Consider the following 16,115-nt stretch of genomic DNA (forward strand, 5'->3'; position numbering starts at 1 on the left):
CCCGGAGGTGGCCCGGCGCGGCGGCACTCCGGCCGGGACCTTCGCCGGCCCGCGTCGAGCCTGGATCGGCAGTGCTTGTCTGAGCCTGCGCCAGACCCGGCGGTTCATCCGGACCCGCGCCGCCGGCCGCGTCCAGTGGAACGGCCGCCGCGTCCTTGTGATGGCCTGGCGCATCGGCGCTCCGGCCAGGCCCGTCGCCATCTTGACCGCGGCCCTGATCGGTGACCTCCCCCCGGACCTGCGCGAGGCCCGCTGTTGGACGCGGGCTCGGATCGGATGCTGCACTGGGGTCGCCGGCCGCGCCGTGCAACTCCCGTTCGGATGCACCTGCGCCGATGCCTGAAGCATCCGCATGCGCGACCGCGTCGTGCCGTCCCCTTGCCTCCGGCGACACGCCCATTCGCAGACCGTTGTCCGGGCTACCGGAGCGCTCCTCGACCGGGAGCTGCGCGTGTCTCAACTCGGGCTGTGCGGCGGCATTGAGCCCATTGACCGGGGCTGGCGGAGCTTCGGATGCCGCGTGACCGGTCGTCGGGGTCACGCTCTGGGCCAGCGATGGCGCCTCACCGGTCGCGCTCGACGACGGGGCTCCCTGTTCCCGTGCCGCGGCGTCCCCCGATGGCGCGGCGCCACCGTCCGATCTGGAATCCGGAGAGGACGATGAACCCGCTGCGAGGGCTGCGCTGGCCTCGGCGCCGCGCGCGAGCGGCTGAAATCCGGATTCCGCGCCTGCCCGGGTCGGCCCATGGCCGAGGGCCGGGTCTCTGAGGCCGATGAGCCCGAAATCGGCGGCGTCAGATCGGGCAGAAGCGACCGCAGCCGACTCGGCCGTTACGAGACCGGCCGCGCCGCTCGCGGGACCTTCGTGGCGGCCGGTGCCGAGCGGACCTTCCGACTGGACGGGGCTCGCCGCTCCACCCGTCGTCGGCGACAGGCTGCCCTGGTCACCCGGGACGGCGCTGCTAGCGCCCCGCGCGCCGAGGTATGATGTGGCCTCGATACCCTGTGCGGGGTGGTCGACGAGGGCATCCGCGGCGAAGACCATGGCCGAGAACACGATCAGCCCGACCTGCTTCCGGTGGCTGTCGCGCTCATCGGCATCGCCCGTGTCGCGCGCTTCGGACGGCCCGTGCTGTTGCGCGTGGCCCGCGTGAGGGGGCTGCGCCGCGCTCTCGGTCGATCGCTCCCCGTCATCCGCGCGGGCGTCGTCGGGCGACAGGCTCAGGGCCGCAGCCGCGACGAGAGCCGCGAGCAGCGCCGCCGGGTGAACCGAGAGCTTCGTCCCGCGGGCATCCTGCGGGATCGGGAGAAGCTCGGGATAGCGTCGGGCGATCTCGTTGATGAGGGCGCGGAAGTCGCTGCCTCGCATCGGGCTGTCCAAGACATCGGACGCGATGACGTAGCTGCCGTCGATCCTGGCGAAATGCATGACGGCGTCGCCATCCGGCCGGCAGAAGACGAACCAGGGATCCGCCTCGTCGCTCAGGCCCTGCTCGCTGCCGATCTGCAGGCCGGCTCGGATCAGCGCGGCCTCGACGCGGTAGAATTCCGCGAGTTCCTGCTGCGACCAGCCGCCCTGGCACGTCGTTGCGGGTCGGAAGAACGAGATGACCGCGCCCATCTGGACCTCACGTCCGCACAGTGACTGAGAAGCGGACTCTATCGTTCATGGAAACTGCGTCCCAGAGCATCGAAGAACGGCGCCACCAGATAGTCGAGCGCCGTGCGCTCGCCGGCCGAGACGACGACCTCGGCGGGCAGGCCCGCCAGGAGGCGTGGTCGTACGTCGTCCGGGAGTTGATGGTCGTCGATCTCCACGGTGCCGGCGAAATAGGCCTGCTTGGTGCCGTCGTCGATCAGGCGGTCGCGGGAGACCATCGTCAACGTCCCGAAGATCGCCGACATGCGGCGCGTCTGAAAAGCCGGAAACTTCACCTCGGCCCGCATGCCGGAATGAACCGCCTCGAGATCGTTCGGCGCGAACTGCACGCTGATCACGAGCCTGTCGTTCGTCGGAACGATCTCCATCAGCGGCTCGCCCGAGCGGACCACCTGGCCGATCGTGTAGACCTTCAATCCCTGGATGACGCCCTGGTGCGACGCCCGGACCTCGTGCCGACGGAGAACATCCCGGGCCACGATGAGCTTCTCGCGCAGTTCAGCGATCTTCTGGCGCGTGTCGAGGAGCTGCGCGGTCAGCGATTCCTGCAGCTTCTGCTTGAGCTGCGCGGTCTGCATCCCCGCCTCGTTGATGCCGTTCTGCGCCTTGGCGGTCTCTGCCACGGACCGTCCGATCACGCCTCGGAGGCGCGCGTGCTCGCGCTCCATCATCAGAACGCGCGAGAGCGGGATGAGGTTCTTCTCCTGGAGGCCGCGCAGGCCCTCCAGCTCCTGCTGGATCAGCGCGACCTGCTGCTCGCCCGAGGCCTTCTCGACCGCCAGCCCGGAAATCTCCGTCTTCAGCTGCGTGACCCGCGCCTCGATGAGGCCGAGCTGCGCCTGGAAGGACGCGCGGCGCTCCGACAGCTGGCTGGCCTGGTCGTCGATCAGGCCGGCGACGGCCGGCTCGGCGCGCCGCTCCGCGATCTCCGGCGGCAGGAGCAGATCCTGCGCCTGGCCCTGCTCCGCGCGGAGGCGCGCTTCGAGGATCAGGGCCCCGTCGAGCTGGCCGCGGAGCAGATCGTTGCTGGCTCGCGATTGCACGGGATCGATGCGTAGCAGGACGTCGCCCGCGCGAACCGCCTGGCCGTCCCGGACCAGCACCTCCTGGACGATGCCGCCTTCGAGATGCTGCACCACTTTGCGGCTGCCTTCCGCGACCACCACCCCGGGACTGATGACCGCCCGGTCGAGGCGCGCGACGGCGGCCCAGGTGCCGACCACCCCGAACGTCGCGACGATGAGCGCGTAGCCGGCGACGGCGTACGCGCGCCAGTTCGTCAGGTCGGCGGAGCCCGACCGGTCCCGATCGGACCTTCTTCGCTCGGGGGACGGGCTTGGGATCGCGGCGCGCGTGACGGTCATCGCTTATCCCGCGCTCCGCTGTTCGTCGGAGCTGCGGCGGCTCTGGGATGCCGCGGGGCCGACGGGCGGCACCAGGGTCGGGACCGGCCGCTGGCCGGTGACGTGGGCGAGAACCTGCTCGGGCGTGCCGGAGAGCTGCACGCGGCCCTCGCTCATGAGCAGGATACGGTCGGCCTCCTCCAGCAGGCTCACCTTGTGGGTCACCAGCACCACCGTCGTCCCGGATCGCTTCAGGTCCGCAACGGCGCGCATCAGCGCCGCCTCGCCGGGCTGGTCGAGACTCGCATTGGGCTCGTCGAGCACGACCAGGCTCGGCTCGCCGTAGAGCGCGCGGGCCAGAGCGATGCGCTGCCGCTGACCGCCTGACAGCCCGTGTCCCCCCCGACCGATGACCGTATTGTAGCCCTCCGGAAGCGACTGGATCAGCGCGTGACAGCCAGCCCGTTGGGCAACCTCGATGACGCGCGCGTCGTCCCGGTCGGCGAAGCGCGCGATGTTCTGCGCGACGGTCCCGTCGAACAGTTCGACGTCCTGAGGCAGATAACCAACATGCTGCCCGAGCAGGGCCCTGTCCCAGTGGTTCAGGTCGGCCCCGTCGATGCGCACCGTGCCTTCCAGCAAGGGCCAGACCCCGGTGAGCGCGCGAACGAGCGTCGATTTGCCGGCGGCACTCGGGCCGATGATCCCCACGACGCTGCCGGGCTCGAGCCGGACGCTCACAGCCTTGAGGATGGGGCGCGTCGCGCCGGGGGCCGCCACCGAGATGTCTTCGGCCTCGATCAGGCCGCGCGGCCGCGGCAGGACGAGGCGGCGCGTCTCCGAGCCGGCGACGGCCACGAGATCGACCAATCGCCGGTAGCTCGCCCGCGCCGCCGTGAACCCCTTCCAGTTGCCGACGACCGCCTCGATCGGCGCGAGGGTGCGGCCGATGATGATGGACGCGGCGATCATCGACCCGGCCGAGATGTCGCGGTGAATCGCCAGATACGCGCCGATGCCCAGCACCAGGGTCTGCAGCAGCATGCGGACGAACTTCGTGGCCGCGACGATCAGGCCCGCGCGATCGCTGGCCCGCGCCTGGAGGAGCAGGACGTCGTCGTGGCGGCGCCCCCAGAGCCCGCGCATGGACGCGACCATGCCCATGGCCTGCAGCACCTCCCCATTCCGAAAGACCGTGGCTGCGCTCTGCCCCGCTTCGCGCGAGGCCTGACTGGCGGCGTCGAGCGTCCGACGGGTGGCGACCTCGTTGAGCAGCGTGAGGCCGAGGATCGTGCCGCCGCCCACCAGCGCCATCCAGCCGAACCAGGGATGGAGGATGAAGCAGGCGAGCAGGAAGATCGGTATCCAGGGCAGATCGCAGAACGCCAGCATGCCGGCGCCGGTCAGGAACTCCCGCAGGACGTCCACGTCGCGCAGCGCCGTATCGTGCTGCGCGCCGGGCCTGAGCAAGGTGCCGCGATGGGCGGCATCGAAGATCGGCGTGGCGATTTTCTGATCGAACACCACACCGCCGCGCACCAGGAGGCGGGCGCGCAGCATCTCCAGCATCGCGTAGACGGCCAGGCCGAACGCAGCGATCAGCGTGATCCCCGCCAGGGTCGTCTCACTCCGGCTGGGTATCACGCGGTCGTAGATCTGGAGCATGTAGAGCGGGCTGACGAACAGCAGCAGATTGATGAAGAGCCCGAACACCACGGCGGTCGCCAGGACCGGCCGGAGCGAGCGCAGGCCGATGGTCAATGCCGATTGCAGCCAAGGATCGCCCATTCTGCCCTCTTCCTGCGATCGATCGGCACGATCGGCGATTCCCAATGGCTCAGATTCCCGTGCTGCTCGCGTCAGTGACCCGCGGGCGCTCAGATCCGCGAGCGGCAATCGTACGTGCGATTCTCGACTTTCATGGGCCGCTATCCAGAGACATGCACCGGTAGTGGGGCATCCGGCGCCATTCTCCAAATCGTTCCTTACAGGATGATAGCGCTATTCAGGTAGTTGCCAAGCAACGGGATCCGTTCGGGGAGGACGCGGGGACGACGGGTGCCGCCGCGCATCTGGACAGCGCGGCTCCGTCCCAGCTATATGGTGTTTACTGTATAAGCGCCGCGCCGAGTGGCTTCGGTCGGCAGGAAGGTGAAACCCCGTGTATGCCCATCAGCAACGCCTGGATTCCGAGGAGGTGCTGGAGCTGCGTCGGGAGGGGGGACGGTATCTGAAGGAACTGCGGGAGGCGCGCGGCCTGTCGCAACGACAGCTCGCAGCTCTTGTCGGTGCGGATTACTACACCTTCATCTCGCAGCTGGAGACCGGGCGCGGTCGTATTCCTCCGGATCGGTACCGCGCGTGGGCCGAGGCGCTGGCGATCGAGCCGAGAGCGTTCGTCCGGAACGTGATGCGCTTCTACGACCCGATCACCCACGAGATCCTGTTCGGCGATCGGAGCGCGGAGCCTGAGGGCAACGAGGCGTAGGACGTCGACGCTCTCAGGGCCCGGATCGTTCGGATGCGCGAAGCGCGCGGGACGGCTCCAGCCTAGAGACGACCGCCCGCGCAGCTCAGGAGGTGGAGTGGTCCGCACCGTCCACCGTCTGTGATCCGAGGGGTGATGGGTCGTCAGACGTCACGTCGGCGGCCGATACGGGCGCGCCGATCGCCGCCATCAGCATTCGCAATCCCTCGATCCACGTATCGGCCTCGGCCCGCGAGATGCACCCGCTGCGGCGAAAGATTTTGCCGGACTCGAGCTTGACAACAACGTCGAAGTGGCCGTCCGGCCTGTCCGTGATCCAGTATTCGACATTCTGAGGCATCGACGCTGCCCAATAGATCCTCACTTGGCCGGCAACAGCCGCCCCGCCCACGCAGCTCTCAGTCTGACGGCGAACGCGCGCCTCTCGCCGACGTGACTCGTTCACCTCGATCCGTTGTTCCTCGCTCGGCCTCAGACCACGACGGGGTTCACCTGCGCGCGCGATGATCTTCGGCTCCTTCTCGGTTCAACATGTCCGCCCCCCAGGGACGGAAGCGTGCCCCAACGCGTAGGCGGCGGAGAACGATCCGCCGCTTGCGGGGTTAGATGTTCACTGTACAGTCAGGTGGCGGGTCCTATCTGGAGGGGTGGACGCTCGATGACGCGCGTGGTCGGGCCACTCCCGCCGGATGGCCCGCTGCAGATCGCCGGTTCGTCAGGCGGGATTCACGGCGGCCCGAGATCGGTTCGTGCGGCGAGCGCTTTGAGAGGACGTGAGTTGACGGACACGCTGGTTGCTCAAGACGGCGGAGTCGATCGGCCGAGCCGACAGGACCCTCCGGAACCCGCGATTCTGCCCACCGGTGTGCGGGATCATCTCGGCCTGCAGCTGCGCGCCGCCTACGAGGCCGTGACACCGGCACAGACACCGCCGCGTCTGCTGGACCTCGTCGCGCGGCTCGATGCAGCGCTGGAGGGGCCGCGCCAGGACGATGCCACCGCGTTTCGCGAGGGCCTGACCGAAACGCTGCCCGGCCTGCGCGCCTTCGCCCTCTCGCTCGTCGGCGATGCCTCGCGCGCCGACGATCTGGTCCAGGAGACTGTGCTCCGAGCCTGGGCGCGCCAGGACCTGTTCATCCCAGGTTCGAACCTGAAGGCGTGGCTCTGCACCATCCTGCGCAACCAGTTCTACACCGAGTGCCGCAAGCGAAAGCGCGAGATCGAGGACGTGAACGGTGCCGCCGCGGCGCAGCTCACGGCGCCCGCAGCCCAGGAGCACGGGTCCGATCTGCAGATCGTCTGGTCCCATATTGGCAAGCTGCCGGAACTGCAGCGTGAGGCCCTGCTCCTCGTGGGGGCCCAAGGCCTGACCTACGAGGCTGCCGCGGAGGTGATGGGCTGTCAGACCGGGACCGTGAAGAGCCGGGTGAGCCGCGCCCGGGCCTTGCTCGTCGCGCATCTCGCCTGAGACGGGCATCCTGACCGAGAGCGGATTTTCCACGCTCGACGGCCCCTGCATGGTTGAGACAGGTGCCCATCCGCGCTCCGCCCTGGGGCGAGTCCCGACGGGCGACGACCTGGGAACGGTCCCCCGCCGTCCTGGCCGGTGTCGAACCTCGACGGCTCGACCATCCTTGTCGGACGGATAGCCCGGGCAGACAGACGAGGTCGGGCGATCGACACGCTCGAAGGCCGGGGAAAGGCCAGGCGCAGGCCGGCAAAGCAGTCTCGGCCCCTATCGCGACCGCGAAACCGCCGCGAAACGCCCTCCCCCATCGCGCTTCAAGCCGCACGAGCGTGTCGCGAGCAGCGACTGCACCACGCAGCCGCCATCGTCGATGGACTACGCGGCGGTTCAGCCCCGCGCTTCGGCAAGGTTCGGGCCCGTCCCGGTCGCTGCCGCCGCAGCAGGCCGCTCGTCCCGGTCCGAGCCAGAGATCATCCCCGGGCACCTCGACGGACGCTCCGCCTCCACGCGCCGCCCGTGTCACACGAAGGTCGGCCGTGGCGTCACCGACCATTGGGCAGCGCCGCGTCTGGCATCCTCGCCGCGGAGGCTCTCGGCGCGGTCTCCGGTGCCGCCGCGGAACAGGTCGCCCTTAACAAACTCACCCATCCCCGTACGAATCCGGGTCGCCGCTGGACTCACTTTGCAGAATCGGTCCACATGAACAGTCACGTTGGCAGAATCGGGCGGGGACCGATGACCGCAGAGGAACGGCTGGCTGAGCTGAAGGCGGCGGACACGCGCCGTCAGACACGTCGCAGGGAGGCTCTGAAGCAGAAGGGCATGACCCAGCAGAACGTGTGGCTGAAGCCGTCGGTCAAGGCCGTCATCGACCAGGCGATCCAGAACGGTCGGTTCAGGAGCCGTACCGAGGCGATCGAGTGGGCGCTCGCGTCTGCCTTCGAGGAGAAGTCGGCATGATGTAACGGGCAAAGCAGAAGGCCCCGAGGCGGGAACCTCGAGGCCTTTGGACCTGACATACCCTGGGATGGGGCGCGACAGGCGATTCGCACCCCCTTTATGCCCCCTCCCCCAGGCCGTCGTCAAGAACACCCTTCGGGGTGAACGGTCCCGCTTTGCCTCCTGAGAGGAGGCGGACGAGGTGGAGACAGTTCATTCCGGTGGCCGGCCGCTCACGCGCGCCGCGCTCGCCGGCCGGAGACGTGCGCTCGAAGACGGGCGGACGGTCTCGCGCAGGGAGCTCTCGGCCGCGGGCCGGGACGCGGCCAAGGCCCTGAACCTGCGCCCTGCCCTGCGTTCGATCCTCTCGGCGCTCTGCGCCGTGTGGGGTGAGCAGGATTGGGAACGCCTGGTGGTGTGGCCCTCGAACGAGCACCTGTGCGGGATGACCGGGCTGTCGGAGCGGGCGCTCCGCTACGGCCTGCGCGACCTCGTGGCCCTGGAGGTCATCACACCTCGGGACAGCGCGAACGGCAAGCGTTTCGCCATCCGCGGGCCGGGCGGCGCCGTCATCGACGCGTACGGTTTCGACCTGACTCCCATCGTCGCCCGGAAGGGAGAATGGGCGACCGCGATCATGGAAGCCACCGCGATGGACGCTCAGCGAAGCCGCGCGTTCGATCTCCTGACCGTTCGTCGCCGCGCGGTGTCGGAGGCCCTCGCCGCCCTGCGCGCCCGCTTCCCGGCCACGGATGCCGCTGATCTGCTCGCGGCGCAGGAGGCCCTGGAGCGCAGCACGCCGAGGAGACGCGCTTCCGGCGTGGGCCCTGACGTTGTCCTCGACGCCTGGGGAGAACTGCAAGTCATGGCGGAGGATCGTTTCTATCAAGCCGCCTCTGCCGGCAATTCCGGCCGTCACATAGAACAAGACACCGGATCTCCTACCGATCCTTGTGCAAAGGCTCCCGAAAAGGAGCCTGAGCCGACCCGTAGGCCCGAACCGTCACTCGTCGCGGCTGCTTGCCCTGTCGCTGCCGAATTCGGCGTCACCCTCAGAACGGAAGCGGATGTCATCGAGATCGGCCGGCTGATGCGGGGCGGGATCGGCGCGCATCCGTCGGCCTGGAGCGAGGCTTGCGAAGCCCTCGGTCCGTTCCGGGCCTCGGTGCTCGTGCTGATCGTCGCGCAGCTCCACGACGACGACGTGCGCCGGGGTGAGATCCGCATCAAGAACCCAGGCGGCTACTTCAGGCAGCTCGTCCGCCTGTGTTCCGAAGGTCGCTACGGGCTCGAAGTCGAGCTCATGGCGATGCGCAGGAGGAAGATGACGTGACCTCGAGCGAACGTCACCCGCCCCGGACCGCGGAGCCCTGCAGATGCGCCACGCCGCGGCAGCGAATCCGGGCACCCGGATCCTGACCGATGTAGGTAGGCTCCGGATCCCGGAACTCACGCTACGCTTGCGCGGCCATTGAACATGGGAGGCTTGCGGTGAAGGTGTTTCAGATCCGGCACGAGGTGACGGGCGCCATCCTCTGGACGGGCTCGGCGCCTGACCCGCTCGCTGCCCTCGACGCCATGGCGCACGAGGCGGGGTATTACGATCATTCCGATATCCCCGACCATCTCCGGGCCGGTGTACTCGCCATCGAGGAGATCCGGGTCTAGCGCGCCGACAACCACGCGAAGAGTCCGATCCCTGCGGGCGCCGGGCAGGCGCCCTCGCTTCACGGAAGACCGCCGCGGTGACGTGTCGGTGAGCGATGCCGGATTGGTCGGGCGCCTGCAGTGCCGTTCCGCCAGGATGCCGGGCAGGTTCCGCGGCACCCGGCGCTCTCGGTGCAGAGGGGTTCGGCGCGTGATCGCCCCGAACCCGGTCCCCATCGGACAGGTTTGTGTGGGACGCAATCGGGATCAACTGCGTTACTGCGGTGACGAAGTGTGGAGATCCAGGATGGCAGACGCCGTCGCGTCGCAACGCGCTGTGCTGATTGTCGAGGACAATCCCGTGCAGCTCATGGATGCGGCTGCAGCCCTTCGCGACGCGGGATACGAGGTCGCGGAGGCCGCCACTGTCGAAGCCGCCCAGGCTCATCTGGCGGCCCGTCCCGAACTTGTGGCCATGGTCGCGGACGTGGACTTGGCAGGCGAGCCCTTGAGTGGCTTCACCCTGGCCAAAGCCGTCGCGGCGCGCTGGCCCGAACTGGCGATCCTGATCGTGTCGGGTGTGGCTTGGCCCGCCGAGGAGCAGATGCCGATGGGCGCTCGCTACCTGCGCAAACCGTTCACACCGGAGGGGCTGGCCGGCGCGCTGGGGGCTGTGCTGGCGACGCGGGGCGTAGGGTCTGGGCCGCATTGACGGTGGTCAGCCCAACGCGCGTCGGCCCGGGAGAGTCGCGCCGTCGACGATGGGACGCATCACGGCGAGGTTCAGGTCCCGCTGTCGCCGGCGCTGGCATCGTCGCTACCATCGAGCAGCCAGTCCGGGATCCCGGGAAGCACTTCCCCGGCGACCTCACCGGCGGTCTTCAGGGCCCGCTCCACTTTCGCTTCCGAGTACTCGCCGCGGACCTCGGCGAACAGCTCGCGCGCCAGACGGTCCAGCTCCTCGTCCGAGAGCGTCTGGTCCGGCTCGTCCCTCATGCGTGCCCCCCCCAGCTTCGGCCGTCCTGCGCCACCGATCCCGTCACGGGGCGGGGGAGCGTCCGGTGTCACCACCCGTGAGCCGATACGCAACGCGGCTCGCCATCACGGTGCCTGGGCCCGGTTAGGGGATCGTCACCGGCGGGGAACCGAAGATGTCCCAGGCTGACGCTGACGCCGCCGATCCTTCCGTCGCGGTGATCGGCCACCCGCCTCAGTCCACGCCGCAGGCGAGCAGATCGCGCCTGCGCTGCTCGGACGTCTCTCGGGCCTCGTCCTGCCAGCTGGCCTCTGGCGGGTCTGGGTCGGTCTTCACCGGTCGCTCGCCAGGCAGGTACAGACTGCGGGGATCACCGGGCAACGCGCCCGTCGTCTCGGGGTCCCGGTCGCAATCCCGAGCCGGCTGATCGGCCAGGGCGAGCGCGGGACCCGCGCACACGACGACGGCCACGGCGAACGCGAGCAACTTTCTCATGGGGGTCCCGATGGGCCAGGCCCGGCGCAGGTACCGCGTCGCCGGTAGGGTCGGACGGCTTAACGGCGGTTCGCGATGGTCGCCACACCCGTGTCGGCACGGCAGACATGCGTGACCGTCGCCGCAGATCGATCAGCGCCCGGGGACGATTTCCACGTCGCTGGCACCGAGCCGCGGCGGCCGGGGCGTGGTGTCCGAACTGCCGCGTGCCCGTCACTCCGCTCGCGGCCTCGCCGGTCAAGGCTCGAACCGACGAGCCCCCACTGCGCCCCCACTGCGCCCCCGCGCGGACGTGAATGGCCGAATCCGCCCTGTCGGAACGGTCAGGCCTGCCGCATCTCCGTGTCGCTGCCGGACGGCAGAAGCTCGGACCGGCGCGCGTGAGCGACGCCGCCCAGCAGGATGAGAAGCACGAGGGCGGGAAGCGGCATCAGAACGGGGTCGCCCGCGAGGAGATGGCTGCCGACCGCGCCGGCCATGAGCACGGCGAGAAGACCGGCGCCGAGGGCGACGCAACCGGGCGTCCAGAGGAGCACCGCGCCGAGGAGTTGCAGGGCGCCGACCACGTCCATGAACCACAGCGGGTAGCCGAAGCGGACGAAGCCCTCGACCTCGAACGGCACAGCGGCGAACTTCATGACGGCAGCCACCAGGAACACCGCGGTCAACAGGCCTCGCAGCGCCACGCTGCCGACACTCCGCCTATCCCGAACCCGAGCCATCCCCACACCCCTCCCTGCAGGCATCACTCTCGGCGGATCAGACGAAGTGCGTCGGCAGCGCCGCGGTCAGGGCGAGCTGGAGGACGGCGAGCGCCAAGCCAGTCAGCATCGACCAGGCCACGATGTGGTCGGTGACGGTCATGCCCTTGGTCATCATCTTGGTGGCCATCGGTGGTTGCCCCATCCGTGCAGCCGTGGATCGGCTGTCCCAGGACGGTCATATGGCCAAGCTGGATTGCGCCGTTATTGCTTCGATTATTGCGTTGGATTGCACCAAATCAGTTGAGACGCCGTTCTCGGTGAGCGATCCACAGCGCCACGCGCGATCGCCGGCACGCCTCCGGGATGCGCCGCGACGCCATGGCCGCGCGGCGACCGACCGCCGCCGGCCACATCGTCGGCTACATGCCGGGGTGAGGCCGTCCTCGCCCACGCTGGCCCGGAGCGCCGTCAGTTTGCCGCCGTCCCGCTCGGCGGTGACGAAGACCTTCGCGTCGGGACGGATCGCCGACGGATCGACTGGCTCATAGGCGACGATCGGTGTCTCAGGCGACACCGCCACGGTCTCCGACGCGCCGCCCCCGTGAGCCTCCGCGGCGGGGACCCGACAACCCGGGAAGACGGGCGCGGCGCTCGGCGACGCCTGGGGTCCAGCCCGCCCGTCCGCGGGCGCGACGACGGTGCTGTCGGGAGGACGCTGCCGATTCAGGCGTCCGCGTCGGCGCGTCCGTCCCACGCGTCGAGGCGCGACGGCGCCATCGGTGCCGCGGCGGCGATCCCGAGCCGGGTCGCGGCAGCCACAGCGGCGATGATGAGGCCGATGAAGAGCAATGGTTCGAGCATGGCCGTGCCCTCAGCTATGGGCCCGCGCGGCGAGATGGCGGCGCGCCGAACGGTGGCGGGCACGCGCATTGTGCTGCCGCCGCATCTGTTCTTGGAGGATCTCGTCTTCGTGCCGAGGGAAAACTGTGATCGCGGTCGATTGCGGGACACGCAGACCGTCCTCACGCTGCGGATAGATTGGTTTCATGACCGCTCCCCCGTATTGCCTACGTAGAAGCTTAACCGTTCTTTAACCGATTGCAACCCGGTGGCAGGGTCGGGTTCCGACGGCGCCGGCGCGCGCTGGAGATCCTTCTCCCTCGGGTAGTCCGCCCTGATCGCCGCGGCGACGCGCCTTCCCTCACCAGCCCGGGCACTGGCCGCATTTCGGGCCCGACGGCTCCGGTCCCGGCAGACCCCCCGATCTCAGAGGCCGGGCGGCTGCTGATCCGGGCCGGGGAACTACCTCAGGCACGGTTGCCGCCTATGTCATCTGACCGGGAGCCGCCGTCGGACTGACTTTGATCGTGGAGGACGCAACGATGCCGCCCAAGCTGACCAAGACCATCATCGGAGCCGTTATCGCCGTCGCGCTCGCCGCTGCAGTCTCCTACGGAGTCATCAGCCAGCAGACGGCCGACAAGATCCAGACTCAGGCGAACCAGACCCTGCAGAACGATCAGGCGCCGGCCAGCACCGGTCAGCAGCCGCCGCCTCCGCCTCAGAACTCGATCCCGCAGGCACCCGCACAGCCGGGGGCGTCGCCGCAGAATCCCGCGCCGGCACCGCGTCAGTGAGCGAATCCGGGCGCGTCGATGGTGGGTCCGCGACGTCGAGCACGCCCCGGGATCGGCCCGTGTCACTGGCATCGGGGTCGACGTCACATCCTCCCCTGTCGGCGATGACCTGAAGCCGCGGCAACGAGATCGCGGCCCTGTTCGAGCAGAATACTTCGGAGATACGCCGGTCATCGCGGAGGTGCCCTTGGCAAAACCGTTTGCCACGCTGCTGCTCGCAGCAGCCGTCTCTGTTCTGTCAGATCTGCCGGCGCGATCTCAGGTCGCGTCCGTCAACAACTGGGCTGAGTTCCGCGAGGCGATGGCGGCGTGCTGGACGGTGCCGCCCGGCACGGAGGGATCCCTGATTGCCTACCGGTTCGGCCTCGACAAGACGGGTGCCATCCGGGGCAAGCCGCTCATCACCGCGCGGCGACTGGTCGGCGACCAGGACGCGCACCGTCGCTACGAGGAGGCGGCATCCGCTGTGCTGGCACGCTGCTTCCCGCTCAAGGTGACACGGGCGTTCGGCGCGATCCTCGGCGAGAGCCCGATCTATCTGCGGTTGGTCAACACGAAGCCGACGGCCGCCTACCAGATCAACAGCAACGTGACGATCTTCGCGCCTCGCTAGGCTGCCCCTCGCGGATGCTCGCCTTGCCCGCCCGGGGGCCTCCCGAGACCGGCTGACAGGCGGTCCGGGAACGCAATGCCTTCGCGGGCAGCGCGCTCGACGGCCCGTTCCATCTGTGTTTGCTGACACGGCCGGCCAGGAGAACGAGCCGCGCGGGAGGGGGGACCATGCGGACCGGTTGGGTTCTTGCCGGCGCGCTCGGCTGCGCGCTCGGCGTCACGCCGACCCAGGCGCGGATCACCCAGATCGAGGTCGTCACCGTCGAGCCGTTCGCCGACGGCGCTGAATTCGGACCTGCCGGCGCGTACGAGCGGGTCGTCGGTGCCGCCCGCGGCGAGCTCGATCCGGCAGATCCGGCCAATGCCGGCATCGTCGACATCGCGCTGGCGCCGCGCAACGCGCGCGGCATGGTCGAATACAGGACCGACCTGTTCATCCTGCGCCCGAAGGACCCTGCCCGCGGCAGCGGTACGCTGCTGTTCGAGGTGCTGAACCGCGGCCGCAAGTTCCTCTTCAACTGGGTGCTGGACGCGCCGGCCCAAGGGGCCCAGGCCGTCAACGATCCGCGCAACGCCGTCGACGCCGGAACCGGCCTCGTCCTGCGTCGCGGCGACACGATCGTCTGGTCGGGCTGGGAGGCGGACGCGCTGCGCCAGCAGGGCGGCATGGCCATCGACGTGCCGGTCGCCTCCAGGAACGGCAAGCCGATCGTGGAGATCGTGCGCGACGAACTCGTGAGCGCGACGCGCGGGCCGCCGGAGGCGCCCTTCTATCTCACCTTCAAGGCGGCCAGCCAGGACAAGGCCGGCACGCAGCTGACCGTGCGCCGCCGGGAGGCCGACCCGCCTCGGCCGGTTCCGGAGGAGGCGTGGCACTACGCGACGCCGCGGCAACTCGAGCTCCTGCCCAAGGGAACGAAGCCGCTGCCGGGCTCGATCTACCAGTTCACCTACCGCGCCACCGAGCCGAAGGTGCTCGGCATCGGCTTCGCCGCGACGCGCGACGTGGTCGCCTACCTGCGCGGCGATGCCGCCGGTGGCGCCAACCCGGCGGGCGGAGCGATCCGGCACGCGGTCGCGCTCGGCATCTCCCAGAGCGGGCGGTACCTGCGCGACTTCATCGCGCAGGGCTTCAATCGCGACGAGGCCGGGCGCCGGGTCTTCGACGGCGTGCTGTCGCACATCGCGGGGATCGGCGGCGTCTTCCTGAACGCGCGCTTCGGCCAACCGTCCCGCACCAACACGCAGCACGAGGACCATCTCTATCCGGAGAATGCCTTCCCGTTCTCCGCGGCGGCTCAGCACGACCCGGTGACGGGACGGACCGGCGCGCTGCTGCGCGACGACGGCTTCGACCCGCTGCTGATCGAGGTGAACACCGGCACCGAGTACTGGCAGAAGGGTGCCTCGCTGCTGGCGACGGATCCCCTGGGCCGCACCGACCTGGCCTTGCCCGACACGACACGCGTCTACTTGGTCTCGAGCGGCTTCCACTACGGGCGCGCCGGACTGACCTCGAGCAGAGGCCCCTGTGCCAACCTGCGCAGCACCCTCAATCCGGCGCCTGCCCTCCGGGCGCTTCTCGTCGCACTCGAGGACTGGGTGACGCTCGGCACGCCCCCGCCCGACAGCCGGATCCCGCGCCTGTCGGACGGCACGCTGGTGGAGCCGGCCGAGGCCGGCTATCCCTTCATCGTCGGTGTGCCGGTCCCGACCGCCCCGAACACGATCGCCCGCTTCAGCACCTACGTCGATCCCAAGCCCGAGAGCGGGCCGCAGTACCGGCCGCTCGTGCCCCGCGTCGACGCGGATGGCAACGACGTGGCAGGCATTCGCCTGCCGGCCGTCGCCGCACCGCGCGCGACCTTCACGGGCTGGAATCTCTACGCCGATCCCTTCCCGGCGGGGGCCCTCTGCGACCGGGAGGGGAGCCAGCTTCCGTTCGCCCGGACCCGGGCGGAGCGGGAGGCCAACGGGGATCCGCGGCCCTCGCTGGAGGAGCGCTACCCGGATCCGGATGCCTACCTGGCTGCCGTGACCAAGTCCGTGGACGCGCTGGTTCGGGATCGCCTGCTCCTGCGCGAGGACGGCGACCGCCTTGTCCAGGCGGCGCGGCAGGAGTCCGCGCCATGACCGCTCCGGATTC

At 69.5% G+C, this 16,115-nt stretch carries 19 protein-coding genes (1 of these 19 cut by a window edge); 9 read left to right on the forward strand and 10 right to left on the reverse strand.

Annotated elements, in window-relative coordinates; genetic code table 11:
- The 3 genes in view from ACX9MN_RS33485 to ACX9MN_RS33495 are tightly spaced (at most 38 nt apart) and all read right to left on the reverse strand, a layout consistent with a single transcriptional unit that may run on beyond the window.
- On the reverse strand, window positions 1-1,621 hold the 5' portion of the coding sequence (locus ACX9MN_RS33485; RefSeq protein ID WP_489726549.1) for a hypothetical protein. Its footprint begins 1,298 nt before the window's first position; 1,621 of the gene's 2,919 nt are visible here — the first part of the coding sequence; the start codon lies at window positions 1,619-1,621; its stop codon lies off the left edge, out of view.
- A gap of 38 nt (window positions 1,622-1,659) precedes the next feature.
- Window positions 1,660-3,024: an HlyD family type I secretion periplasmic adaptor subunit gene (locus ACX9MN_RS33490; protein ID WP_489726550.1), complete on the reverse strand. Its 1,365-nt coding sequence runs from the start codon at window positions 3,022-3,024 to the stop codon at window positions 1,660-1,662.
- A gap of 3 nt (window positions 3,025-3,027) precedes the next feature.
- Complete coding sequence (locus ACX9MN_RS33495; protein WP_489726654.1) at window positions 3,028-4,791, reverse strand: type I secretion system permease/ATPase; 1,764 nt, start codon at window positions 4,789-4,791, stop codon at window positions 3,028-3,030.
- A gap of 373 nt (window positions 4,792-5,164) precedes the next feature.
- Between ACX9MN_RS33495 and ACX9MN_RS33500 the strand changes: the two genes are divergently transcribed.
- Entirely contained in the window at window positions 5,165-5,491 is a 327-nt protein-coding gene (locus ACX9MN_RS33500; RefSeq protein WP_020095904.1) for a helix-turn-helix domain-containing protein, read from the forward strand.
- A gap of 85 nt (window positions 5,492-5,576) precedes the next feature.
- Here the strand turns inward: ACX9MN_RS33500 and ACX9MN_RS33505 are convergent, their stop codons facing one another.
- Window positions 5,577-5,831 carry a hypothetical protein gene (locus tag ACX9MN_RS33505; protein ID WP_020095905.1) on the reverse strand — a complete coding sequence of 85 codons (255 nt, stop codon included), beginning with the start codon at window positions 5,829-5,831 and terminating at the stop codon, window positions 5,577-5,579.
- A 438-nt stretch (window positions 5,832-6,269) separates the two neighbouring features.
- Between ACX9MN_RS33505 and ACX9MN_RS33510 the strand changes: the two genes are divergently transcribed.
- The gene (locus ACX9MN_RS33510; protein ID WP_489726551.1) at window positions 6,270-6,959 is read left to right on the forward strand and encodes a sigma-70 family RNA polymerase sigma factor; all 690 of its coding nucleotides are present in this window, start codon (window positions 6,270-6,272) and stop codon (window positions 6,957-6,959) included.
- Window positions 6,960-7,478: 519 nt separating this feature from the next.
- Here the strand turns inward: ACX9MN_RS33510 and ACX9MN_RS33515 are convergent.
- A complete protein-coding gene (locus ACX9MN_RS33515) occupies window positions 7,479-7,607 on the reverse strand; it encodes a hypothetical protein (RefSeq protein ID WP_489726552.1) in 129 nt (42 codons plus the stop codon).
- An 87-nt stretch (window positions 7,608-7,694) separates the two neighbouring features.
- On the opposite strand from ACX9MN_RS33515, the gene ACX9MN_RS33520 reads away from it, so the two are divergent.
- The 4 genes from ACX9MN_RS33520 (at window position 7,695) to ACX9MN_RS33535 (ending at window position 10,257) form a co-directional block, all read left to right on the forward strand.
- The gene (locus ACX9MN_RS33520) at window positions 7,695-7,919 is read left to right on the forward strand and encodes a hypothetical protein (RefSeq protein WP_020095907.1); all 225 of its coding nucleotides are present in this window, start codon (window positions 7,695-7,697) and stop codon (window positions 7,917-7,919) included.
- Between the two features lie 181 nt (window positions 7,920-8,100).
- A complete protein-coding gene (gene repC, locus ACX9MN_RS33525) occupies window positions 8,101-9,231 on the forward strand; it encodes a replication initiation protein RepC (protein ID WP_489726553.1) in 1,131 nt (376 codons plus the stop codon).
- 158 nt (window positions 9,232-9,389) lie between these two features.
- Window positions 9,390-9,566: a hypothetical protein gene (locus ACX9MN_RS33530; protein ID WP_489726554.1), complete on the forward strand. Its 177-nt coding sequence runs from the start codon at window positions 9,390-9,392 to the stop codon at window positions 9,564-9,566.
- A 286-nt stretch (window positions 9,567-9,852) separates the two neighbouring features.
- Window positions 9,853-10,257: a response regulator gene (locus ACX9MN_RS33535; protein ID WP_447683004.1), complete on the forward strand. Its 405-nt coding sequence runs from the start codon at window positions 9,853-9,855 to the stop codon at window positions 10,255-10,257.
- A 71-nt stretch (window positions 10,258-10,328) separates the two neighbouring features.
- Here the strand turns inward: ACX9MN_RS33535 and ACX9MN_RS33540 are convergent, their stop codons facing one another.
- From ACX9MN_RS33540 to ACX9MN_RS33560, 5 genes are all read right to left on the reverse strand, one after another.
- The gene (locus ACX9MN_RS33540; RefSeq protein WP_020095911.1) at window positions 10,329-10,541 is read right to left on the reverse strand and encodes a hypothetical protein; all 213 of its coding nucleotides are present in this window, start codon (window positions 10,539-10,541) and stop codon (window positions 10,329-10,331) included.
- A 214-nt stretch (window positions 10,542-10,755) separates the two neighbouring features.
- Window positions 10,756-11,016, reverse strand: a complete 261-nt coding sequence (locus tag ACX9MN_RS33545) for a hypothetical protein (RefSeq protein WP_489726555.1) — start codon at window positions 11,014-11,016, stop codon at window positions 10,756-10,758.
- Between the two features lie 323 nt (window positions 11,017-11,339).
- A complete protein-coding gene (locus ACX9MN_RS33550) occupies window positions 11,340-11,684 on the reverse strand; it encodes a DoxX family protein (RefSeq protein WP_489726556.1) in 345 nt (114 codons plus the stop codon).
- Window positions 11,685-11,775: 91 nt separating this feature from the next.
- Complete coding sequence (locus tag ACX9MN_RS33555) at window positions 11,776-11,907, reverse strand: hypothetical protein (RefSeq protein WP_020095914.1); 132 nt, start codon at window positions 11,905-11,907, stop codon at window positions 11,776-11,778.
- A gap of 536 nt (window positions 11,908-12,443) precedes the next feature.
- Complete coding sequence (locus ACX9MN_RS33560; RefSeq protein ID WP_157861912.1) at window positions 12,444-12,581, reverse strand: hypothetical protein; 138 nt, start codon at window positions 12,579-12,581, stop codon at window positions 12,444-12,446.
- 521 nt (window positions 12,582-13,102) lie between these two features.
- Between ACX9MN_RS33560 and ACX9MN_RS33565 the strand changes: the two genes are divergently transcribed.
- From ACX9MN_RS33565 to ACX9MN_RS33575, 3 genes are all read left to right on the forward strand, one after another.
- Window positions 13,103-13,357, forward strand: a complete 255-nt coding sequence (locus ACX9MN_RS33565; RefSeq protein ID WP_026605357.1) for a hypothetical protein — start codon at window positions 13,103-13,105, stop codon at window positions 13,355-13,357.
- Between the two features lie 181 nt (window positions 13,358-13,538).
- A complete protein-coding gene (locus tag ACX9MN_RS33570; RefSeq protein ID WP_244527112.1) occupies window positions 13,539-13,970 on the forward strand; it encodes a UCP034077 family protein in 432 nt (143 codons plus the stop codon).
- 167 nt (window positions 13,971-14,137) lie between these two features.
- On the forward strand, window positions 14,138-16,102 hold the full coding sequence (locus tag ACX9MN_RS33575) for an alpha/beta hydrolase domain-containing protein (protein WP_489726557.1): 1,965 nt from the start codon (window positions 14,138-14,140) through the stop codon (window positions 16,100-16,102).
- Window positions 16,103-16,115: the final 13 nt, after the last annotated feature.

The sequence above is a fragment of the Methylobacterium sp. 1A genome, assembly GCF_058072805.1.